The organism is Paracholeplasma manati (assembly GCF_025742995.1).
Taxonomy (GTDB): domain Bacteria; phylum Bacillota_I; class Bacilli_A; order Acholeplasmatales; family UBA5453; genus Paracholeplasma; species Paracholeplasma manati.
Genome location: NZ_JAOVQM010000003.1, coordinates 52,290 through 74,314 on the forward strand (window position 1 = coordinate 52,290; position 22,025 = coordinate 74,314).

Genomic DNA, 22,025 nt, shown 5'->3' on the forward strand with positions numbered 1-22,025 from the left:
TTATTATGGTTTTAGGTGATAAAATGATTTATACCTTAGGTTTTATTCGTTATCAAGATGAAATGTTGCTCATCAATCGCTTAAAACAACCCTGGAAAGGTTGTTGGAATGGCGTGGGTGGTAAAATTGAACCCAAAGAACCCATCATTGATTCTATATTGAGAGAAGTCAAAGAAGAAACGGGCATCGTCTTAACTAAAGCAGATATCCACTATAAAGGCAAAATGACTTGGGAACCCAATGATGGCAGTTTTCTCTATATTTTTTTGATGGATGTTAAAGAAAAACTAAAAACCCCCATCGTTACCGATGAAGGGATTTTAGAATGGCGAAAAATCGAATGGATTATAGACCCCAATAATTTGGGTGTCGCGAACAACATTCCCTATTTTTTACCCGATGTTTTAACGGACATCATTTATGATTATCACTGTATATTTGACGGAAATTTACTAAAAGAAGTCCGAAAACAAAAAGCGGAGGTTTCGCATGTTTGAGTTGTATTTAGGTATTGGCATTTTGCTGATTATCGTGGTTGTTATTATCGTAATCATTGAACATAATAAACAAAAGTTTGTCCACGCCATTGAGTCAAAACTGAATCAGTATGGTACCTTAACGAAAGTCAAAAAAGAGGGGTATCAATACGAATTACAGACCCAAAATGAACAAATTTCGATACGCTTGATTTACGCACCAAGTGTCAATGAAGTCTCATTCAATTCTAAACGTCACTGGCAATTATTCGCTTCCTCCGGCAAAAAAATGATTGAAACCCATGGATTCCAAGACGTTCAAGGGACTAAATTGATCATCATTTTTCCACAACCAGGTAAAATAGTCAAATACATCAATGAAAATGAAGTCGTCTTCGTTAAACCAAAGATGGATGTCTTTGGCATGCATGTCATTCATATCCATCAAATCGAAACCTATTTCAACCCTGAGGCTTAATAGCCTCTTTATTTTTTCCAATTGGTATTTTTTACAGAAAAGATTGAAATAGAGTGTGATATAATCTATAAGGACATAGGTGATTATATGAAATATAAAGTCATGAAGAAGCAATTTAACTCAGACGAATGCTTCGTCTGTGGTATCCATAACCATGCGGGCTTGAAGACCGCGTTTTATGAATTAGAAAATGGCGTTGTTATAACAATAACCAAAGGTGATAATTTCCATCAAAGCTATCCGAATCGGATGCATGGAGGGATCATTTCAGCGCTATTAGACGAAACCATTGGTAGAGCCATCAACATTACAGAACCAGAAACTTGGGGTGTGACAATCAAGCTTGAAGTCAGTTACCGTAAACCGGTACCTCTCGATGAAGAAATTGTGGTCTGCGGGTGGATTACAAAAACCAAAGGCATGACGTTTAAAGGCGAAGGGGTCATTCTTGCAAAAGACAGAAAAACCGTCCTCGCAACCTCTGAAGGCACATACTTCAAACAAAATATCCATGACATCATCGGTGAACACCGCCTTTCAGGCTGGCAGTTCATCGAGGATACGCATGCAGTCACGGAGATTGAATTAGACCATGAGTTTACTCGAAGTGAATGAGTTATCATTCCGATATGACAATAATGATTTATTGGTAGATGCCAGTGTGCGTCTTTTTATCAATGACCACGCCGTTTTGGTTGGTCCAAACGGGGCTGGTAAAACCACTTTGCTCAACCTATTGAACAAAACACTCTCTCCAGACAAAGGGACCATCACTTGGTTAGAACATACCAAAGTAGGGTATTTAGATCAGTATGCAAAAATTGACCCAAATCTCTATGTTGGAGACTATCTATTGACGGTATTCAAACCACTATTCGATAAAGAAAAAGAAATGGAAGCTTTATATCAAAAAGTAGGTGAACTTGAAGGCGTTGAAATGGAACGAGCGCTCAATATTGCGAGTTCAATTGGTGACTATTTGATTGAAAAAGATTTTTACGCCATGAAGTCTAAATTAGGCAACATCATTCATGGTCTTGGGTTAGAAATGTCCATTTTAGACATGCAAATCAAACATTTATCCGGTGGTATGCGTGCAAAAATCATTCTTGGGAAATTGTTATTAGATGAATCTGATATCTTATTGTTAGATGAACCAACCAACTTCTTAGACATCAGACACATTGAATGGTTAACAAAGTTTCTACAAGGTTATGAAAAAGCCTATTTGGTCGTATCCCACGATGAGGCTTTCTTAAAAGCCATCGCGAATACCGTCATCGCTTTAGAAAATAAAGGGTTAACCCGTTATAAAGGGAACTTTGATTACTATTTAGCCGAACGTGCGCTTCGTTTTGATCAAGTATCTAAACAGTATGAATCACAACAAAAATTCATCAAGAAACAAGAAGAATTCATCCAAAAAAACATTGTTCGAGCATCCACCACCAAACAAGCTCAAAGTGTGAGGACCAAACTACAAAAACTGGAACGCATTGAAAAACCAACCAAACAAAAAGAATTGAAGTTTCATTTTCCATTTTCAAAAGATACAGGACGTGATGTGTTGATTCTAAAAGACTTAGAGATAGGCTACACCAAATCCTTATTAAGTCCGATCACCATGACCATCAAAAAGAATACCAAAGTCATCATCACTGGTAAAAATGGTGTGGGTAAATCCACGTTGATTAAAACCATCATGGGACTCAATCCTGCTATGGCTGGTTCATTCAAATGGATTGATACAGCTCAAATTTCCTATTTTGAACAAGAGTTTACTTACGATGAATCACTCACCGCAGTGAATTTGTGTTTCGACTTATTACAAAACATGGATAAATTACAAGTTTACACACTACTTGCCCGTTATGGGGTATCTCGTGACATGGCCGATAGACCTCTAAAGAGTTTATCGGGTGGTCAAAAAACCAAAGTTAGACTCGCTTTGATGAGTCAAAAGAAGTCCAATGTGATTGTGCTAGATGAACCGACCAACCACTTGGATCACAATGCAAAAGAAGCGCTTAAACAAGCCATCATGGCTTTTCCAGGGGTCGCGATTGTGGTATCGCATGACAAGTCATTCCACGATACATTTGAAGCGACACAGTTAGAATTGAAGGGATAATTATGTTAAAAAAACTCATAGGGTCTAAAACTTTCTACAAAGAAGTTTTAGGCATTGTATTACCAATCATGATTCAACAAGGGATCACAACCTTTGTTGGGTTATTAGACAATATTATGGTTGGACAATTGAATGAAAATGCGATTGCAGGGGTCGCAATCGCCAACCAAATCATGTTCATCGTTTTGATTTGTTTCATTGGGGGTCTGGCAGGACCAGGGATTTTCGTCGCACAGTATTTTGGTGCGAAAGATGAAGAAGCGTTAAAACAAGCGTTTAGAGCTAAAGTCATCCTCGCCACATTCGTGACAATCATCGCCATGGCCGTTTTGTTGATTTTTAAAGAACCAATGATTACAGCATTCGCTAAAAACGATCCAGGTGCAGCGGGTGAATTTAATCCACAAGTGATTCGTTATGGGGTTCAATACCTAACCATCATGGCATTTTCCTTACCAGTACTAGCCATCATTCAACTCTACGCATCGACATTTAGAGAAATTCGTGAAACCACCGTACCGATGGTTGCAGGGATTATATCTGTGATTATTAACTTTGTCTTCAACTACCTACTCATATTTGGTAAGTTAGGTTTCCCAGCGTTAGAAGTGGAAGGTGCAGCCATCGCAACCGTCATCGCCAGAGTTGTCGAGGCTTCGATATTATTATGGATTGCTTATCGCAACCGGATGATTTTCGCGCAAGGTATATTTACCCGTTTCCATATTGAAGCTAAACGTTTTAAATTGATGGTTAAAAAGACATTACCGTTATTAACGAATGAATTGTTATGGTCATCATCGATTTTGGTGATCATGTGGGCTTATGCTCAAAGAGGTACCTCTGTTTATGCAGCATTCGCCATCTCCAGTGCGGTTTCGAATTTATTCTTCATCGTATTTGGTGCACTCGCCACAGGTATTTCAGTTATGGTTGGCAATGAACTAGGGGCCAATCAAATTGAACTTGCGAAAGAAAATGCCTTTAAATTGTTGTTTTTAACGATTGTGGTTTGCTTATCATTTGGTGCAGTATTGGCCATCATCGCGCCATTCGCGCCATATTTATATAATGTTGCTGACAATGTGCGCGCCATGGCTACCCAATTTATGTGGGTCGTCGCAGCCTTAATGTGGGTATTCGCTTTCAATGCAGGGATATTCTTTGTCTTAAGAGCTGGCGGTATGGTCATATTGACATTCTTGTTCGACGCAACCTTCGCCTGGGTGATCACAGTACCACTCGCAATCATATTATCCTTATTTACCGACCTACCAATCTTGTTGGTCTACGCCTTGGTTGAAGGGGTCAGCATCATTAAAGGCATCATCGGTATGCAGTTTGTGAAAAGCGGTAAATGGGCACGTAATTTGACGCACCATGAAAACGCTATCTAAAAAATATTCTTAATAGTGTAAAATCCATTTCAAAACCTTGAAATATTCTTGTAAGGATGTTAAGATGTTTATGGATTAAACCAAAATAGGAGGAAGAAATGAAAAAAGTAGTAGTTGCATTAGTAGTTGCAGTATTGGCTTTAGCATTGGCTGCTTGCGGTCAAAAGAGAACGTATGAAATCGCTCTTGTTACCGACGTAGGTACCATCAATGACAAATCATTTAACCAAGGTGCTTGGGAAGGTGTCGTAAAATACGCGAAGGAATTCAAGATTTCTTACAAGTATTATCAACCAGATACCAAATCAACTGACGATTATGTTGAATCAATCGAAGTTGCAATCGAAAACGGTGCTAAAATCGTTGTAACCCCAGGGTTCTTATTCGAAAACGCAATTTGGTTAGTTCAAGATGAACATCCAGAAGTTAAATTTATCTTACTAGACGGTGCGCCTCATAACGTTACTGACTGGGGTACTATGGCAACTGTTGATGGATCAGCTCCAAACTTTGATATGGCAGACAACGTATTCAGTATTTTCTATGCTGAAGAAGAATCTGGTTTCTTAGCTGGTTATGCTGCAGTTAAAGAAGGCTTCACTAAATTAGGTTTCATGGGTGGTATGTCCGTACCAGCCGTTGTTAGATTCGGTTACGGATTCGTTCAAGGCGCTAACTATGCGGCTAATGAAATGAATCTTGCTGATGGTGCTATTACCATCAAATACGAATATCTAAACTCATTTGCACCAGATGCTGCACACCAAACTAAGGCTGCATCATGGTACACTGCAGGCACAGAAGTTATTTTCGTCGCTGCCGGTGGTGCTGGTAACTCAGTTATGAAAGCTGCTGAAGGCGTTGCTAACAAGTATGTTATCGGCGTTGACGTTGACCAAAAAGCAGAATCTGAAAGAGTCATTACCTCTGCAATGAAAGAATTGGGTAACTCCGTTTATCAAACACTTGAAAAGATTTACGATGAAACTGGTGTTGGTGGTACATCTGTAACACTTGACGCTGCTGTTGATGGCGTAGGTCTACCTGCTGACTTCTCAAGATTTAACACTTTCACTCAAGCAATGTATGATACTATTTTTGCTAAAGTTGAAGGCAAACAAATCACAATCGTTAAAGACACTAACATCGCTGTTACTGCACTTGTCGTTCCGAAAGTCACACTTCAAGTTAATAGCTAATTTTTCAAACCACAGAAAGCACCTGATGAGGGTGCTTTTTTTTCATGTTTGATCATCAAAAATGTCGGATTTATATTTAATATAACAAATTCTGATTTGGTCTTTAGAAAACGCTTTTTTATGATATAATATGAGAGATAAAATGAGGTGAATTGAATGTCCTATGTGATTGAAATGCTCAATATTACCAAGCGATTTCCAGGTATCATCGCGAATGATAATATTACATTACAAGTAAAAAAAGGCGAAATCCACGCACTACTCGGGGAAAATGGTGCGGGTAAATCCACATTGATGTCGGTCTTGTTCGGTTTGTATCAACCAGAAGAAGGCATCATAAAAGTCAATGGTGAAGAAGTAAAAATTAAAAACCCGAACGATGCAAATGCATTAAAAATTGGGATGGTGCATCAGCATTTTAAGCTTGTACACAATTATACCGTTGTTGAAAATATCATCTTAGGTAGAGAAGAAACCAAAAAAGGGTTCATCAGCCTAACCGATGCGAAAAAGAAAATTGTCGAACTTTCACAACGCTACAAACTTAAAATTGACCCTAATGCAAAAATCCAAGACATTACCGTTGGGATGCAACAACGTGTTGAAATCCTAAAAATGTTATACCGTGATGCGGACATCTTGATTTTTGATGAACCGACTGCGGTATTAACCCCACAAGAAATTGAAGAATTGATGCATATTATGCAAGATATGGTGGCTGAAGGTAAATCCATCATTTTAATCACGCATAAGCTCAATGAAATCAAAATGGTGGCTGACCGCTGTACTGTCCTAAGAAAAGGTAAATACATCGGGACTGTCGATGTTAAAACCACCACAGTTGATCAAATGGCAGAAATGATGGTTGGCCGTAAGGTGAACTTTACGATTGATAAAGCAGAAGCCAAGTTGACCAAACCGGTATTAAGGCTAGAAGGTATTCATCATCACAACATACTTTTGAATAAAGAAGACTTGAAAGACATCTCTTTCGAAGTATATGGTGGTGAAATTGTCGTCGTTGCTGGTATTGAAGGCAACGGTCAAACCCAATTGGCAGAAGTCATCACAGGGCTAAAAGAGGCGAAATCAGGTCATGTTTATTTGAACGATATCGATATCACACAAAAATCGATTCGTGAAAAAACATTGGCAGGGATTTCACACATCCCAGAAGATCGACATAAATTCGGATTGGTGCTCGATTTTAACTTAGCTGAAAACATGATTTTACAAACGTATTTTAGTGAACAGTTTCAAAAATATGGTTTCTTAAAATTTGATGAAATCCATCGAAATGCCGAAGCACTGATTGAAAAATACGATGTTAGAAGTGCGAATGGTCGTAAAACAAAGACCAGAAGTATGTCTGGTGGTAACCAACAAAAAGCCATCATTGCGAGAGAATTATCCCGAAATACCGATTTGGTGGTTGCCGTACAGCCAACCCGTGGGTTGGATGTGGGTGCGATTGAGTACATCCACCACCAATTGATCAATATGAGAGACCAACAAAAAGCTATCTTGGTTTTTTCCCTTGAACTCGATGAAGTATTTAACTTAGCTGACCGTATTTTGGTCATGTATGAAGGCGAAATCGTCGCCAACTTAGACGCGAAGAAGACCAATGAAAATGAACTGGGCTTGTACATGTCAGGGTCGAAACGAGGTAACCAAAAATGATGAAATTTCTAAAACTGGAATCGACTGAAAAAATCATTTCGACCATTATATCCATCATTGCTGGTATGCTGTTTGGATTGGTTGTCATGTTACTCATCAATCCTTCCATGGCTTTTGGTGGCTTATCTGCGATTTTACTATCCGGTGTCTCACAGGGGATGCCTGGTATCGGTAATGTGTTATTTAACTCAGCACCACTGATTTTAACAGGGTTAGCGGTTGCGTTTGCATTCAAAACTGGATTATTCAATATTGGGGTATCCGGTCAGTTGATGATTGGTGCTTTCGTGGCTGTATTTATTGGGGTTGAATGGGGCTTTTTAGGCCCGATTCACTGGGTAGTTGCGATATTAGGCGGGATGCTTGGTGGGATGCTTTGGGCACTGATTCCAGCCTTATTAAAAGCCTATCGTAATGTCCATGAAGTCGTTTCTACCATCATGATGAACTATATTGCGATGTATGTATCAAAAATGCTGATTGAAGCGACCATTTATGACAGTGTCAGACAAGAAGCCAGAGAAGTTATCCCTTCCGGTCGTGTACCACAATTATTCTTAGATCAAATATTCAGTTTCGAAAAACTTAACTCTGGGATTTTGATCGCGATATTGGCTGGTGCATTGATTTATATCATCCTTGAAAAGACAACCTTTGGTTTCCAATTAAAAGCCGTAGGTTATAACCGTGACGCTGCAAAATATGCCGGTGTTAACGATAAACGAAATATCGTCTATTCACTATTGATTTCAGGTGCCATCGCTGGTCTTGCAGGTGCTGTGATTTATCTCGTACCAGGTACAGGGATCAAACTAGAAACCAAGTATGCCATTTCACCTTATGGGTTCCAAGGGATTGCAGTAGCGTTACTCGGTATGAGTAACCCAATTGGTACCGTATTCTCTGGCTTGTTCTTAGGCTACATTGAATCGGCTAACCAAGAGCTTCAATCCTGGGATTTCAAACGTGAAATCATAGATATCATTTCTGCAAGTATCATTTATTTCTCAGCCTTTACACTCTATTTCCAAAAATATGCGAAGAAATACATCGCTAAATGGTTTGATAAGAAAGGCGGTGCAACCAATGAGTAAATATTTATCCAAACGCAATATTTGGATTGCAGTCGCCGTTTTGGTATATATTTTAGTGGCTTTATGGAACAACAATAGTTTTTATAACCTCGTTCGTTGGACGTTGTATTCAACCATTCCACTCGCCATGGTCGCGATGGCAGGGTTGTATTCAGAACGTTCCGGGGTTGTCAACATTGCCCTAGAGGGGATCATGCTCTTTGGTGCATTCGTTGGTATTTTAACCCTCAATCTCCTTCAACACAACAACATCGATGGCCAGTTGGTTTTAATCATCACCGTCGTCATTGGGGGATTGGCAGGCTTAATCTTCTCATTACTACACTCTTACGCGTCCATTACGATGAAGTCCAACCAAGTTATTTCTGGTACAGCATTAAACATGTTATCCGTAGGTTTAGCGATTTTCGTCGGTCGTGCGTTGTCATCTTCCGGTACAGAAGAAATTGGGTTTACAGACCGTTATAAACTCAATATCCCAATGTTAAAAGACATTCCTGTGATTGGGGACATCCTCTTCACCAATGTATATTTAATTACGTTATTAGGGCTATTGATTTTCGTGGTTGCTGCAATCATTGCATATAAAACCAAATATGGTCTTAGACTCCGTGCCTGCGGTGAAAACCCACATGCAGCAGATGCTGCAGGGATCAATGTATATAAGATTCGTTACTTATCGGTATCCATTTCAGGATTACTTGCTGGTATGGGTGGGGTTATCCTGATTGTACCGACATCGACATCCTTTAAAGCCTCCATTTATGGTTATGGGTTCTTAGCCTTAGCGGTACTGATTTCTGGTCAATGGAAACCTGCAAGGGTATTGGTATTCTCTTTATTATTCGGGTTCCTAATGAATCTGTCCAATGGGATTACCTTGGTACAATCCGCTTTTGATGGCTTAAGAGCCAATGAATCTTTATTACAAGGGTTATACAATAATCTATATCTATTCTTCACCCACTTACCAAAAGACATCATCTCAATGACACCATTCATTGTGACACTGATTCTATTGGCACTCACGTCAAAAAACTCTCAAGGGCCAAAAGCCGCTGGGGAACCATACGATCAAGGGAAGCGTTAATCGCTTCCTTTTTTGTCGAAAAAAAAGACCGAAGTGGTCTAGAATTCGTCAATCATCTTGACAAGTTCATCATACACTTCGGCTTCTTTTATTTTCTTAACGATTTGTCCGTGTTTAAATATCACGGCTTCACCTTTACCACCAGCCACACCAATATCCGCGTGTTTCGCTTCACCTGGGCCATTGACTTTGCAGCCCATAATCGCAACATTGATGTGTTTATTCACGCCTTGTAAGTAGGTTTCAATGCGCTTGGCGATATCAATCATATCATATTGGATGCGCCCGCACGTAGGACAGCTGATTAAATTGGGAATATCATTTCTTAAGTTGAGGTTTTTGAGGATTTCTTTAGCAGCTCTGATTTCGATTTCAGGGTTATCTGTTAATGAAACACGAATCGTATTACCAATGCCTTCATGAAGTAAAATACCAATCCCCATCGCACTCTTGATGGCACCAGAGAAAGCAGTACCTGCTTCAGTCACCCCTAAGTGTAGTGGGTATGGGAATGTTTTAGCGGCTAAGCGATAGGTTTCGATCATTAAGTTCATGTCAGTCGCTTTTAATGACAATGCAATATCAAAGAAATTCATGCTTTCTAAGATTTCTACATGGCCTTTTGCAACCTTGATCATGTTTTCGGCAGTAGGTTCTAAACCATCGGGTAATGACCCACTATTGACACCAATACGGATGGGGATACCTTTGGCTTTACATGCATCCACGACCATTTCCACTTTGGAACGGTCTTTGATGTTCCCTGGATTCAAACGAATTTTATCCACACCTTGGTTGATGGCTTCAAGTGCCAATTTGTAATCAAAATGGATGTCCGCAACCAATGGAATGTGGATTTGTCTTTTAATTTCACCCAACGCTGCTGCATCCACTTTATCAAGTACTGCTACACGGACGATTTCACAACCCGCTTTTTCCAATTGATGGATTTGTTTGACGGTCGATTCGATATCTTTGGTATACGTGGTTGTCATACTTTGAATATATACATGGTTGTTACCACCCATGATTAAATTGCCCACCTTGATGGGTCTTGTTTGTAGTCTTTGCATAAAATATCACCTAAATCGATTATATCACAAGTGATAAGTTTTTAAGATACAACGCTTATTTATAATTAATCTCTCTATTATTTATAAAAAAACCTTGATTGTTTCTACATTTGGCCTTATAATGTATCTCATACGAGGTGAAACGATGCAAACATTATCGAATGAACAAAAAAGGACTTATCGCGAATTTGCGAGAGAAGAGTCCTTGGCTTATCATCTTTATATGCGGATTGCGAAAAGACAAAAGAAGCCAGAAAACCGTATCATTTTGGAAGGGATTGCTTTGCAAGAAAAAAAGCACCTAGATATCTTCAATTCCTACTTAGGTAAAAAAGCCGTCAACATCGAAGTTAAAAGGCCTTCCTTCAAACTGATGTTTTATACTGTAATCATGTACACTTTAGGTATCATTTTTACATTGCGTATATTTGAACGTTTAGAAGCACACTCTAGAAAATCTTACCGTGCAGTGATCGATGAAATTGATGAACTTAAAGATATCTTAAAAGATGAAAAATCCCATGAAGAAGCACTGATTAATATCTTAAACGATGAAAAATTATTGTTCGCTTCATCCATTGTACTAGGTATGAACGATGCATTGGTAGAAATTAGCGGTGCCTTGGCAGGATTTACACTTGCCATCAATGATTCGTTAAAGGTGGGGACACTCGGATTAATCACAGGCATCAGTGCGGCGTTAAGTATGGCAGCATCTGAATTCTTATCGAGAAAACAAGACGATGAAGAAAATCCACTCATTTATGCTTTATATACAGGCATCGCTTATGTGATTGTTGTCAGTTTATTGATTCTGCCTTATTTCCTCATCAGCATCCCACTCGTATCGATGGGTGTCATGATTGGGATTGTCATATTCATCATTTTCGCGTTCAACTATTATATCTCGATTGCGAAAAAACAACCATTGTTTAAAAACTTTATTACGATGACCTTGATTGCCTTAGTGGTTGCAAGCATCTCATTCTTAATCGGTCTATTTGTGGATTCGTTATAAAACTCTTTACAACTGTTTTTTAAACTGTTATAATGTGTGAGGTTATAACAAGGAATAATATCCTTTTGAGGCAACTCATACTTGATATTTAATTGCTTGTTTGATATACTTTTAATGTAATGTCTGGAGGGTAGAAACATGCGTGAACTTGTTAAATTAGTTTGTACTGAATGTGGTGAAGAAAACTACTACACAACTAAAAATAAAAAAACCACACCAAATCGTCTTGAAATCAAGAAGTATTGTCCTAAATCGCGTACTTATACGTTACATAGAGAAAAGAAATAAGCTATTCATCGAATAGTTTTTTTTCTAAATAAAGCCCATGTATATTAAAGGAAACGACGATTTATCTCATGTATATATCCTCAAACGATTTGATGGTGCCATCCTCATCGACCCTTCACACGATGAAGCATTGATCATAGAAGCTTTAAAGGGGTATACCTTACAAGCGATTTTATTAACCCATGGTCACATTGACCATACTGCATTGATTGACCGATTTAATGTGCCGATTTATATGCATAAGGATGATTATCTTCTCATGCAAGACCCGGAACAAAGTGGCGCGAAAGCATTGAAAATACCATTACCAAAAGCCATTTCAGCTTTGGATATTCGTTTTATCAAAGATATGGACGCCATTTCGTTTATGGACGAATCCATCACGGTTTACCATACCCCTGGACATACCAAAGGCAGTGTCTGTTATTTGTATCGTCAAGAATTATATACTGGCGATACACTCTTTAAAGGGGCGGTTGGCAGAACCGATTTGGTGGGTGGTTCGGCGAATATGCTCCAAAAATCGACGAAACGATTGTTTACAGATCTTTCACAAACGGTAAAGGTGTTACCAGGACATGACGGCCCTACAACGATGAAAGCTGAAAAACAAACCAACGAATTTGTTGTTAAAACACTTAAGAAATAATCCCAAACCATGGGATTTTTTTGTTTTTTAGCACATTTGACTTGACAGTGCTAAAATCCTATAATACAATAGAGTTGGCACTGAAGTAGTGTAAGTGCTAAAGAGGTGAAGTTGTGTTAACAAATCGACAAAAACTCATTTTAAAAGCGATTATTGAAGCGTATGTGAATGAAGGCATCCCAGTTGGGTCTAAGGCTTTGACCGATAAACCTTATCTTGGTTTTTCATCCGCAACCCTTCGCTATGATATGGCTAAGTTAGAGGAGTTGGGTTTCTTAGAAAAGACCCATACGAGTTCTGGTAGAATCCCTTCAAACTTAGGGTATCGTTATTATGTCGAAAATTTGGTTACGCGTGATGATAATGTCAAAGAAGTATTCCCCATCATCGACCGCATTTTCATGGAATTTGAGAATAATAAGGAAATCGCTGTTAAAGAAGCCATTAATTTGTTGTCAGAACTGACCAATTATACGTCGATGGTGCTCGGACCCAATGAACTCCTCGCACGCATTAAAAAAATTGACTTTATCCCTTTGTATAATCAAGAAGCCGTCGTCTTAATCGTTACCGACAAAGGACACGTTCAAAACGAAACGGTTCAAATCCCTGAACACATCTCACTCCTCGATTTTAAAAAGATCATATCTTCATTGAATGATTTGTTGGAAAATCAGTTTGTGAAAGATGCGAAACGCATATTGAAGAATGCCTTCATGGAAGAAAATGTCATGGAATACATGGATTACCAAGAACGCATCATCGATACGGTGGTGAACGCATTCAGACAAATGAGTGAAGAAAACGTCTACTTATCAGGGATGGGCAATATGCTCGTTCAACCAGAATTCAATGACATCAATCAAATCAAAGACCTGATGTACATGCTTGACCGGAAAGAGTTATTGAAGCTCGTTGGTCGAACCAACAAACTATCGGTCAAAATCGGTAAAGAAGCCGATTATATGCCGACGGATACCTGTACCATCATATCTGTGCCTTACACCGTCACTGAAGAAGATACAGGCACCATCGCCATCATCGGACCGACCCGCATGGATTATTCCAAAGTCATCCCGCTGATGGAATACATCGCTAAAAATATTGCGAAACTCTATAAAAAATAATAAAACGAGGTGATCATTTGTGGATGATAAAGAATTGAAAGAAGATGTAACATCCGAAACGGCAGCACACGAAGAGAAAAAAGCCAAAGAAAAAAAGAAAAGTGAGAAAGACCAATTGAAAGCAGAAATCGAACAGTTGAAAGCTGAAAACGCCAATCTTAAAGATCAATACTTGAGAGAACGCGCTGAACTTGAAAACTTTAAGAAACGGACCCACCAAGAACGTATCAATGAACGTAAATATGCAGCACAAAATGTCATTGAATCGTTGATTAATCCAATAGACCAATTGAGAATCGTTACCAACATGACGGTTGACAACGATGTGTTAAGAAATTATCTCATCGGTTTCAAGATGATCAATGATCAAATCTTGGGTATATTAGAACAAGAAGGCTTGAAAGAAATCCAAGCCATGAATGCGATGTTTGATCCAAACATCCACCACGCAATTGACACTGTCTCAGACAAAGATAAGCCAAAAGGCATGATTTTAGCAGTACAACAAACCGGATACATGTTCAAAGAACGTGTCATCAGACCTGCCATGGTCAAAGTAAACGAATGGAGTGATGAAAATGGCAACAACGAATAAGATTATTGGTATCGACTTAGGAACCACAAACTCAGTAGTATGCATCATGGAAGGCGGAGACGTCAAAGTCATCCCGAACGCGGATGGTTCAAGAACGACCCCTTCAGTCGTCGCTTTTAAAGGCGATGAAATCTCCGTTGGTGAAGTTGCGAAAAGACAAACCATTACCAACCCAAATACCGTATCATCTATTAAGAGACACATGGGTGAAGGTTCATACCGTGTTAATATCAACGGTAAACAATATACCCCACAAGAAATTTCTGCGATGATTCTTCAAAACTTGAAGAAGACCGCTGAAGATTATTTAGGCGCACAAGTGAAGAAAGCCGTCATTACCGTACCAGCTTACTTCAATGACGCTCAAAGACAAGCGACCAAAGATGCAGGTAAAATTGCTGGTCTCGAAGTCATGCGTATCATCAACGAACCGACTGCAGCTGCGCTTGCATATGGTATCGATAAACTTGAAAAAGAACAAACCGTCCTTGTATTCGACTTAGGTGGCGGTACATTCGACGTATCCATCTTACACTTAGCCGATGGTACCTTTGAAGTATTGTCCACCGCAGGGGATAACCACCTTGGTGGCGATGACTTTGACCAAAAGATCATGGATTATTTGGTTGCAGAATTCAAGAAAGAAAATGGTGTTGACTTGTCCAAAGACAAGATGGCTGTTCAACGCTTGAAAGATGCGGCTGAAAAAGCGAAGAAAGAATTGTCAGGTGTGACGACTTCTCAAATCTCTCTACCATTCATCACAATGGGTGTTGCAGGACCGTTACACTTAGAAAAAACACTTACCCGTGCTAAATTTGACGAATTGACTGCCGATTTAGTCGAAAGAACCGTTGGTCCAGTTAGGCGTGCATTGAAAGATGCGAAAATGGACCCAGCTAAATTACACCAAGTATTGCTCGTAGGTGGTTCAACCCGTATTCCAGCAGTTCAAGAAGCCGTTAAACGCGAATTAGGTAAAGAACCTAATAAGAGTGTCAACCCAGATGAAGTCGTTGCGATGGGTGCTGCCATTCAAGGCGCAGTCTTATCCGGTGATGTTAAGGATGTCTTATTATTAGACGTTACACCACTTTCCTTAGGTATTGAAACCTTAGGTGGCGTATTCACCAAATTAATCGATCGTAACACCACCATCCCTACATCTAAATCACAAGTGTTCTCAACAGCATCCGATAACCAACCAGCGGTTGACATCCATGTTTTACAAGGCGAACGTCAAATGGCAGCGGACAATAAGACTTTGGGTCGTTTCCAACTCAATGACATTCCACCTGCACCACGTGGAGTACCACAAATCGAAGTTAAGTTCGATATCGACGCGAATGGTATCGTCAACGTCAGTGCGAAAGATTTAGGCACTGGTAAACTTCAAAAGATCACCATCTCTGGTGGTTCAGCAATGAGCGAAGAAGAAATCAAACGTTTGATCAAAGAAGCAGAAGAAAATGCAGAAGCTGATAAACAAAAACGTGAAGAAGCAGACTTGAGAAATGAAGCATCCGCCCTCATTTTCCAAGCGAACAAAGCCATCCATGATTTAGGTGACCAAGTCGATAACAACGAAAAATCGAAAGTCGAAAAAGCCGTTAAAGACTTAGAAGATGCCCTTAAAGGTGATGACTTAAACCGTATTCGTGAAAAGAAAGAAGCCCTTGAAAAAGACGCTCAAGCCATCGCTGTCAAAGCGTATGAAAAAGCTCAAAAAGAACAACAACCAGGGGAAGAAACCACCAAGAAGTCTGGCGACTCCAATACTGTAGACGCTGAATTCGAAGAAAAATAAAAATCCACTTTAGGGGCTACGGCCCCTTTTGATGAAAGGTTAACATATGGCAGATAAAAGAGATTATTATGACGTACTGGGTGTAAGTAAAACGGCATCCGAGGAAGAAATTAAAAAAGCCTACCGTTCACTTGCGAAAAAATACCATCCCGATGTCTCTAGTGAACCCAATGCAGAAGCGAAATTTAAAGAAGTTCAAGAAGCTTACGACAACTTGGGTGACGCTGATAAACGTAGACAATACGACCAATATGGTCATAATGGTCCGTTTGGCCAAGGTAATGGTCAAGGTTTTGGTGGATTTGAAGGGTTCGGTGGATTCTCCGACATCTTCAGTTCATTCTTTGGCGGTGGGGGTCAACAACGCCGTGATCCGAATGGTCCAGCCCGCGGAGATGATTTAGAACGACGCATGAACATCAGCTTTGAAGAAGCTGTTTTAGGTACGAAGAAAACCATTAAAATTGAAACCGAACAAGCGTGTCACACCTGTGGTGGACACGGTGGACAATCGTCTAAAGATGTGGAAACCTGTGATCGTTGTCATGGCGCAGGTTATGTTACGGTAGAACAACGTACCATCTTAGGTAGTATTCGTTCGCAAGCAGCTTGTCCAAAATGTGGCGGTCGCGGTAAGACGATTAAAAATAAATGTAAAACTTGTAACGGTTCTGGTCGTGAAAAAGTCACGAAAGATGTTGAAGTTAAAATTCCAGCAGGAATCGATAACAACATGTCACTTCGCATGCCAGGCTATGGTGAAGGCGGCGCGAATGGGGGTCCAGCCGGTGATTTGTATTTAAGATTCACCGTCAAACCGCACAAATTCTTCAAACGCGATGGTGACAACATCATCCTTGAAGCACCGATTTCCTTTGTTCAAGCTGCCTTAGGGGATTCGATTGATGTACCGACGATTTATGGCGATGTATCGCTTAAAATCAATCCGGGAACTCAAAATGGAACAACCCTACGCATGCGTGAAAAAGGGGTGGCGAACGTCAATACCGGTCGTAAAGGCGATCAATTGGTAGTCGTACAGGTGGAAGTACCGACCAATTTATCCAAGGAACAAGAAAATATCCTTAGACAATTCGAAAAAGCCGATCCTAAACCGAAAGATACCCCTTGGGAACGATTTAAAAATCTATTTAAAAACTAATCCAGAGAAACTGCCATGCGCAGTTTCTTTTTTTTCTGCCAATAAAATGGATTGGTTTTGCGTATATTAGGTGTAAATAATCAAAAGGAGCTGACACACAATGAAAAAAACGATTTTAATGGCAGTCATGTTTTTCTTTCTTTTAGCAGGTTTGGTTGGTTGTAACTTAGCACAACAAACGATTACCTACTCAGAAAATGATGTCTATGCATTATCGATGGTATCGATGGGCGATGTACTCGCACAGGCTCAAGTTTCTCAAACGAGTACAACCATGGAAACCACCGACGAACCTGTGGTTGATGAACCCGTGGTTGATCCAGTCACAGATACTGACCCCGTATTGGAAAAATACTTGTTGATGGTCGAAACATTCTTGAATTCAAGTGCACCACTACAAGTGATCAATCAAGCATCAGACCGTGTTGAATACGCATTTATGTCCGTATATCAAGCCAAAGATGCCCTAGGACAAACCGTTGAATATACTGTTTATTATAATGAAGTAGAAATCGCACCGGTTACCGAACCTGAAACTGAAGATGAAACGGATGATACATCCGATGAAACCGCAGCACTTGTTGAAAGACAAGCACGTGGTGGGGATCGAAATCACGATCATGATGATCTATTCGATGATGAAGATGGTGATGAAATTACCACTGAACTAGAAGGTCTACTCATTGTTAATGGCATTGAATATACATTGTTAGGCCGTCAAGAAGTTGAAGGCGATGAAACTGAATATAAGTTTATCGCGCTCATCGATGAACTTAATTTCATTCGAATCAGTTATAAAACAGAAGATTCAGAACAAAAGTTTAATTTTGTTCAAATGACCGATGGTGTCATCATCAATCGTACCAGCATTAAAGTTGAAAACGAAGATGGTGAATCCAAAGTGATGTTGAAATATCAAACAGATACGTTAGAAGCCCGTTATACCTTTAAGTACGCGGATAATGAAGACTATGATTTATTCATCCAATATGAAATTGATCAAGATGGTGAAGAAATTGAACGTGGTATGATCAAAATTACCATCAATGTCGATGAACTCACTGGCGAAACCACTTATACATACCAAATTGTCGGCGAAAGACATGGTCATGGATTTGGTAAAGACGATGAAATCGAACGCGGTCACCATGGTCATGGCAATGACGATGAACAAGGCAATGACAAAGGTCATCAAGACGACCGTCGTTAGTTTTATTCAATAGAATCAACTCTATAAATGTGGTATAATCGTCGTGATTGGAGGGGTAACATGTCATTCAATTACGACGATTATATTGACTTAATCATAGCTAAAAATGATGATGGGTTTAAAGCTGTTTATGATGCATCCAAAAACATCGTATATGCCATCATCAGACAAAAAATCAAAGACCCCAATACCATTGAAGATTTGATGCAAGAAACCTACATCAAAGCGATTAAAAGCATCAAAAGTTATCAAAAAAATGGCAAATTCATCAAATGGTTGTCGAGCATCGCTTACAACTTGACCATGGACTATTATCGTATTAACGCAAAAGTATCCTATCAATCCGAAGACAGTATCAATCTTCGATTTAAGACAGCCGCAGTGAACCATGAGCAACGAGCGTTGGTTGAGGCTTTGCTCAAAGCATTAGACCCCATAGAAGCAACCATTGTGCTCTATCACATCATCGATGACTATACTTTTAAAGATATTTCGAAAATGGTGGATAAACCTTTAGGTACGGTTTTATGGATGTATCAAAATGCACTAAAGAAAATGCGAACGGAGGCGACAAAATGAGAGATAAAGACATCAAAGCATTGTTAAAATCGACCATGGAATCACAAATTCCAGATGTTTTGTCGCGTATTGATCTCCAGAGTATTGACATTTTGGATGCACCAAAACCACGCTTCAATGCGATTTTCAAAGAACGTTTCGCATCGATTGCGTTGACATTAATCGCAACCACAATGTTGATTGTTGGATTGATTTCATTGGGCAGAACACCCAACAATCCAATCGAAATACCTATGACCTTAACAGCTGAAAAAACCTATTCATTTAGTGCAATTTCATCGTCAACTTTACTCAACGCCATCGATTTAGAGCTTAACCAAACACAAAACATGATTTTACTGAGCAGTATGATGAACCAAGAAACCCATATGAAACAACGGGTTGCCTTATTAAATCCTTATTTCAATATGATCGAACTGTTCATCAGCAGTGACGAATCCTTGACTTTTTCAGACCCGATTGCTTCAACGTTATCGGGATATACCTACCAAGTATCGTATGAAATCGTGAGTTTGAATAATGAAACTGCCACTTATGTTTTCCATTACAACGAAACCCAATCTGGTGATGAAACATTGACTGAAGGGGTGCTGGTATTGGAACAACAATCCTTTTACCTTGAAGGTACTAAAGTCGTCAATGGTGAAAAAACCATCATTACGACCAAAACATATAACAATCCTTTGTTGAAAGACCTTCAATATGTCGAATTCATCTCCACAGAAGTCGCGAATACACAATGGTTTGATTATGGTGTTTATATCAACGGTGATCAAATCGAAAGTGCAGAAGTCCGATTAGAAACCATCGGTGAAAACCTTCGTATTCGATTAACTTATGAACATGAATTAGATGACATCGAAGTCGATATCAAAGCCATGCGTGTTCTTGACAATGGAATCGCTAAGATTCGTGCTGAATATGAATATCAAGGCGATGGCTTTGAAGAAAAAGGCAGCATTTTGGTATCCGTAGAAGTAGATCCAATCCTTAATACCAATGAATATCGTTACGAAATTACCAATTCAAAAGGTGAAAAAGATGATTTCATGGGCAATCGTGGTCACCACGATTATGGTAAAGATAAAGATCATTCCGATGATGAAGATTCGGATGATGACCACCCAGGACGTGACAATAAAAATCGATAAAAAAATGAACTTCATGTTCATTTTTTTTCTATTAACCATTCATTTTTGATATAAGGTAAAATCAAAATAAAGATGATAGCACCGAGTGTATTGAATATAAAATCCAACATGGTATCACGTAACGCTGCTTGACCGATGAATAAAGTTTGAGTCAGATCATCAAAATAACTTTGAGTGTTTGAACCAATAAATACATCTAAGCCATATTCAAAGATTTCCCAAATCGTACCAAACAACGCTTGAAATCCTAGAATAAAGATAATCAACAATGGTTTGTTTGTTTCTTTAGATAGCAAGTGGTATATATAATAACCTGTCAGTGCTAGAACAAATCCACCAATCGCATGGATAAATGAATCGTATGCGGCTACCACGCGATAAACACCCACAGCTTCACCAATGAGCAATGTTAACATAATGAAGACATAATAAGTCACTGTGATGAGTTTACTGAAAGCAACATTGAAAAACCGATTCAAAATCCATGGGAGTTGAATGACAATCCATGTTACGATCGCATTTGAAAACGCAATGACATACCAGTTTTGGACATCCCAAACGGGGTTTTGGATGAGATAAATACCTCCAATGGTCAGAAGAACCAAAGCAAATAGACCATCCAAGGTGTACAATACGTTGTTGATTCGGTTATGTCTAATCATAACATCACCTGCTTTGATACCATTATAAAACAATTTGATATAAAGTCAGTTCAAATTGATTTTATTGAACGATTTTGAATCAAATGTGATAGTATATTTATGAATTTAGGTGATGCTTATGCAAAGATATTTTTTAGATGACCAACAACAAATTAAAAAGGATGATTGGCACCACATCTTAACCGTGATGCGAATGCAATCTGGGGATGACATTGAATTATGTACCACAACGGGGCAATGTTATTTAGCCAAACTTTCATTAGAAAATATACCACTGAAATATGAAATGATTCAACCATTGGATGTCGTTATAAACAAAGGGAAAATAACCCTCATTCAAGGGATTGGTAAAGGCGATAAGAATGAATTCGTTGTAAAGTACGCGACTCAATTTGGTGTAGATCAAATTATTTTCATAGAAATGAAGCGCAGCATTTCGAAAATGGATGACCAAACTTGGCATAAAAAGAAAGACCGTTATGAGAAGATTGCGTTAGAAAGTGCACGACTTGCCCATCGAAATACGGTCCCTACCATTGACTTTTTACCCAATATTAAGGCTTTGAATGGTGATTTTTCACATGCGTTCGTTGCTTATGAAAATGATCGTAAAGCCGTATTTTTAGATAAAATTGAAGGGATAAAAAATGGCGATTCGATTGCATTATTGATAGGTCCCGAAGGTGGTATCGATGAATTGGAAATGGCTTTACTAAAAGATAAGGGCTTCATTTCCGTGGGACTCGGAAATCGCATCCTACAAACCGAAGTCGCCTGTCTTTACGGACTGGCCATCATCGATGGTGTTTTAGAAAGAAAAAGATGATGTTTTCCATTAAAAGGCTTTACAAATCTATATGAATTCGATATAATGATTACGGCTTTAGATTTTAAAGTGCGGAAGGAGGGCAGACATGCCTAAAATCGTAGTACGTGAATCCGAATCAATTGAAGATGCATTGCGTCGTTTTAAACGTGACGTATCCAGATCCGGTACCCTCGCAGAAGCACGTAAACGCGAATTTTATGTGAAACCAAGTGTGGATCGTAAAATGAAGCGCCAAGCAGCTAGAAGCAATAAAAAATAAGCACATCAAATTGTGCTTTTTTCTTTGATAAAACCATAATTATTTAACTTTATTATGATATAATAAAC

The 22,025-nt window shown here is 39.1% G+C and carries 23 protein-coding genes; 21 read left to right on the forward strand and 2 right to left on the reverse strand.

All coding sequences use genetic code 11. The features are described 5' to 3' along the window. Positions 1-23: 23 nt before the first annotated feature. From N7548_RS04510 to N7548_RS04550, 9 genes are all read left to right on the forward strand, one after another. Entirely contained in the window at positions 24-497 is a 474-nt protein-coding gene (locus N7548_RS04510) for an NUDIX hydrolase (protein WP_263608253.1), read from the forward strand. Further along, on the forward strand, positions 490-954 hold the full coding sequence (locus N7548_RS04515; protein ID WP_263608254.1) for a hypothetical protein: 465 nt from the start codon (positions 490-492) through the stop codon (positions 952-954). The genes N7548_RS04510 and N7548_RS04515 overlap by 8 nt, the downstream gene beginning before the upstream one ends. Before the next feature lie 87 nt (positions 955-1,041). Continuing rightward, entirely contained in the window at positions 1,042-1,569 is a 528-nt protein-coding gene (locus N7548_RS04520) for a PaaI family thioesterase (RefSeq protein WP_263608255.1), read from the forward strand. Next, on the forward strand, positions 1,547-3,085 hold the full coding sequence (locus N7548_RS04525; RefSeq protein WP_263608256.1) for an ABC-F family ATP-binding cassette domain-containing protein: 1,539 nt from the start codon (positions 1,547-1,549) through the stop codon (positions 3,083-3,085). The genes N7548_RS04520 and N7548_RS04525 overlap by 23 nt, the downstream gene beginning before the upstream one ends. A gap of 2 nt (positions 3,086-3,087) precedes the next feature. Then, on the forward strand, positions 3,088-4,482 hold the full coding sequence (locus N7548_RS04530; RefSeq protein ID WP_263608257.1) for an MATE family efflux transporter: 1,395 nt from the start codon (positions 3,088-3,090) through the stop codon (positions 4,480-4,482). Positions 4,483-4,580: 98 nt separating this feature from the next. Beyond that, a complete protein-coding gene (locus N7548_RS04535) occupies positions 4,581-5,681 on the forward strand; it encodes a BMP family lipoprotein (RefSeq protein WP_263608258.1) in 1,101 nt (366 codons plus the stop codon). Between the two features lie 156 nt (positions 5,682-5,837). After that, positions 5,838-7,364 carry an ABC transporter ATP-binding protein gene (locus tag N7548_RS04540; RefSeq protein WP_263608259.1) on the forward strand — a complete coding sequence of 509 codons (1,527 nt, stop codon included), beginning with the start codon at positions 5,838-5,840 and terminating at the stop codon, positions 7,362-7,364. Beyond that, entirely contained in the window at positions 7,361-8,458 is a 1,098-nt protein-coding gene (locus tag N7548_RS04545; protein WP_263608260.1) for an ABC transporter permease, read from the forward strand. The genes N7548_RS04540 and N7548_RS04545 overlap by 4 nt, the downstream gene beginning before the upstream one ends. Beyond that, positions 8,451-9,548 (forward strand): ABC transporter permease, encoded by a 1,098-nt coding sequence (locus tag N7548_RS04550; protein WP_263608261.1) that lies wholly within the window; start codon positions 8,451-8,453, stop codon positions 9,546-9,548. The genes N7548_RS04545 and N7548_RS04550 overlap by 8 nt, the downstream gene beginning before the upstream one ends. A gap of 38 nt (positions 9,549-9,586) precedes the next feature. On the opposite strand, the gene ispG is transcribed toward N7548_RS04550, so the two are convergent. Further along, positions 9,587-10,621 (reverse strand): flavodoxin-dependent (E)-4-hydroxy-3-methylbut-2-enyl-diphosphate synthase, encoded by a 1,035-nt coding sequence (gene ispG, locus N7548_RS04555; RefSeq protein ID WP_263608262.1) that lies wholly within the window; start codon positions 10,619-10,621, stop codon positions 9,587-9,589. A gap of 145 nt (positions 10,622-10,766) precedes the next feature. Here ispG and N7548_RS04560 point away from each other — a divergent pair, with 145 nt between their 5' ends. The 10 genes from N7548_RS04560 to N7548_RS04605 all read left to right on the forward strand — a co-directional run bounded on the left by N7548_RS04560 (position 10,767) and on the right by N7548_RS04605 (position 20,207). Further along, a complete protein-coding gene (locus N7548_RS04560) occupies positions 10,767-11,639 on the forward strand; it encodes a VIT1/CCC1 transporter family protein (protein WP_263608263.1) in 873 nt (290 codons plus the stop codon). Positions 11,640-11,777: 138 nt separating this feature from the next. After that, the gene (rpmG, locus tag N7548_RS04565) at positions 11,778-11,927 is read left to right on the forward strand and encodes a 50S ribosomal protein L33 (protein WP_263608264.1); all 150 of its coding nucleotides are present in this window, start codon (positions 11,778-11,780) and stop codon (positions 11,925-11,927) included. Positions 11,928-11,964: 37 nt separating this feature from the next. Continuing rightward, complete coding sequence (locus N7548_RS04570; protein WP_263608265.1) at positions 11,965-12,576, forward strand: MBL fold metallo-hydrolase; 612 nt, start codon at positions 11,965-11,967, stop codon at positions 12,574-12,576. 113 nt (positions 12,577-12,689) lie between these two features. Next, on the forward strand, positions 12,690-13,703 hold the full coding sequence (hrcA, locus tag N7548_RS04575) for a heat-inducible transcriptional repressor HrcA (protein WP_263608266.1): 1,014 nt from the start codon (positions 12,690-12,692) through the stop codon (positions 13,701-13,703). A gap of 19 nt (positions 13,704-13,722) precedes the next feature. After that, a complete protein-coding gene (locus N7548_RS04580) occupies positions 13,723-14,298 on the forward strand; it encodes a nucleotide exchange factor GrpE (protein WP_263608267.1) in 576 nt (191 codons plus the stop codon). Then, positions 14,282-16,105, forward strand: coding sequence for a molecular chaperone DnaK (dnaK, locus tag N7548_RS04585; protein ID WP_263608269.1), 1,824 nt, complete (start codon positions 14,282-14,284; stop codon positions 16,103-16,105). The genes N7548_RS04580 and dnaK overlap by 17 nt, the downstream gene beginning before the upstream one ends. Positions 16,106-16,151: 46 nt before the next feature. Continuing rightward, positions 16,152-17,267: a molecular chaperone DnaJ gene (gene dnaJ, locus N7548_RS04590; RefSeq protein ID WP_263608271.1), complete on the forward strand. Its 1,116-nt coding sequence runs from the start codon at positions 16,152-16,154 to the stop codon at positions 17,265-17,267. A 100-nt stretch (positions 17,268-17,367) separates the two neighbouring features. After that, positions 17,368-18,477 carry a hypothetical protein gene (locus N7548_RS04595; RefSeq protein ID WP_263608273.1) on the forward strand — a complete coding sequence of 370 codons (1,110 nt, stop codon included), beginning with the start codon at positions 17,368-17,370 and terminating at the stop codon, positions 18,475-18,477. Positions 18,478-18,537: 60 nt separating this feature from the next. Further along, positions 18,538-19,056 carry an RNA polymerase sigma factor gene (locus N7548_RS04600; RefSeq protein ID WP_263608275.1) on the forward strand — a complete coding sequence of 173 codons (519 nt, stop codon included), beginning with the start codon at positions 18,538-18,540 and terminating at the stop codon, positions 19,054-19,056. After that, on the forward strand, positions 19,053-20,207 hold the full coding sequence (locus N7548_RS04605; RefSeq protein WP_263608277.1) for a hypothetical protein: 1,155 nt from the start codon (positions 19,053-19,055) through the stop codon (positions 20,205-20,207). The genes N7548_RS04600 and N7548_RS04605 overlap by 4 nt, the downstream gene beginning before the upstream one ends. Positions 20,208-20,224: 17 nt before the next feature. Here the strand turns inward: N7548_RS04605 and N7548_RS04610 are convergent, their stop codons facing one another. Further along, on the reverse strand, positions 20,225-20,869 hold the full coding sequence (locus N7548_RS04610) for a DUF2238 domain-containing protein (RefSeq protein WP_263608279.1): 645 nt from the start codon (positions 20,867-20,869) through the stop codon (positions 20,225-20,227). Positions 20,870-20,987: 118 nt separating this feature from the next. On the opposite strand from N7548_RS04610, the gene N7548_RS04615 reads away from it, so the two are divergent. Both N7548_RS04615 and rpsU read left to right on the forward strand, forming a co-directional pair. Next, a complete protein-coding gene (locus N7548_RS04615; protein WP_263608286.1) occupies positions 20,988-21,695 on the forward strand; it encodes an RsmE family RNA methyltransferase in 708 nt (235 codons plus the stop codon). Positions 21,696-21,783: 88 nt separating this feature from the next. Beyond that, positions 21,784-21,957: a 30S ribosomal protein S21 gene (rpsU, locus tag N7548_RS04620; protein ID WP_262095908.1), complete on the forward strand. Its 174-nt coding sequence runs from the start codon at positions 21,784-21,786 to the stop codon at positions 21,955-21,957. Positions 21,958-22,025 lie beyond the last annotated feature (68 nt).

Coding starts and splice junctions, on each gene's coding strand:
- rpmG (WP_263608264.1), top strand. CDS start 11,778: ATGCGTGAACTTGTTAAATTAGTTTGTACTGAATGTGGTGAAGAAAAC.
- rpsU (WP_262095908.1), top strand. CDS start 21,784: ATGCCTAAAATCGTAGTACGTGAATCCGAATCAATTGAAGATGCATTG.
- N7548_RS04545 (WP_263608260.1), top strand. CDS start 7,361: ATGATGAAATTTCTAAAACTGGAATCGACTGAAAAAATCATTTCGACC.
- N7548_RS04610 (WP_263608279.1), bottom strand. CDS start 20,869: ATGATTAGACATAACCGAATCAACAACGTATTGTACACCTTGGATGGT.
- N7548_RS04560 (WP_263608263.1), top strand. CDS start 10,767: ATGCAAACATTATCGAATGAACAAAAAAGGACTTATCGCGAATTTGCG.
- N7548_RS04515 (WP_263608254.1), top strand. CDS start 490: ATGTTTGAGTTGTATTTAGGTATTGGCATTTTGCTGATTATCGTGGTT.
- N7548_RS04550 (WP_263608261.1), top strand. CDS start 8,451: ATGAGTAAATATTTATCCAAACGCAATATTTGGATTGCAGTCGCCGTT.
- dnaJ (WP_263608271.1), top strand. CDS start 16,152: ATGGCAGATAAAAGAGATTATTATGACGTACTGGGTGTAAGTAAAACG.
- N7548_RS04605 (WP_263608277.1), top strand. CDS start 19,053: ATGAGAGATAAAGACATCAAAGCATTGTTAAAATCGACCATGGAATCA.
- N7548_RS04540 (WP_263608259.1), top strand. CDS start 5,838: ATGTCCTATGTGATTGAAATGCTCAATATTACCAAGCGATTTCCAGGT.
- N7548_RS04510 (WP_263608253.1), top strand. CDS start 24: ATGATTTATACCTTAGGTTTTATTCGTTATCAAGATGAAATGTTGCTC.
- dnaK (WP_263608269.1), top strand. CDS start 14,282: ATGGCAACAACGAATAAGATTATTGGTATCGACTTAGGAACCACAAAC.
- N7548_RS04600 (WP_263608275.1), top strand. CDS start 18,538: ATGTCATTCAATTACGACGATTATATTGACTTAATCATAGCTAAAAAT.
- N7548_RS04520 (WP_263608255.1), top strand. CDS start 1,042: ATGAAATATAAAGTCATGAAGAAGCAATTTAACTCAGACGAATGCTTC.
- N7548_RS04525 (WP_263608256.1), top strand. CDS start 1,547: ATGAGTTTACTCGAAGTGAATGAGTTATCATTCCGATATGACAATAAT.
- N7548_RS04615 (WP_263608286.1), top strand. CDS start 20,988: ATGCAAAGATATTTTTTAGATGACCAACAACAAATTAAAAAGGATGAT.
- N7548_RS04535 (WP_263608258.1), top strand. CDS start 4,581: ATGAAAAAAGTAGTAGTTGCATTAGTAGTTGCAGTATTGGCTTTAGCA.
- ispG (WP_263608262.1), bottom strand. CDS start 10,621: ATGCAAAGACTACAAACAAGACCCATCAAGGTGGGCAATTTAATCATG.
- N7548_RS04530 (WP_263608257.1), top strand. CDS start 3,088: ATGTTAAAAAAACTCATAGGGTCTAAAACTTTCTACAAAGAAGTTTTA.
- N7548_RS04570 (WP_263608265.1), top strand. CDS start 11,965: ATGTATATTAAAGGAAACGACGATTTATCTCATGTATATATCCTCAAA.
- N7548_RS04595 (WP_263608273.1), top strand. CDS start 17,368: ATGAAAAAAACGATTTTAATGGCAGTCATGTTTTTCTTTCTTTTAGCA.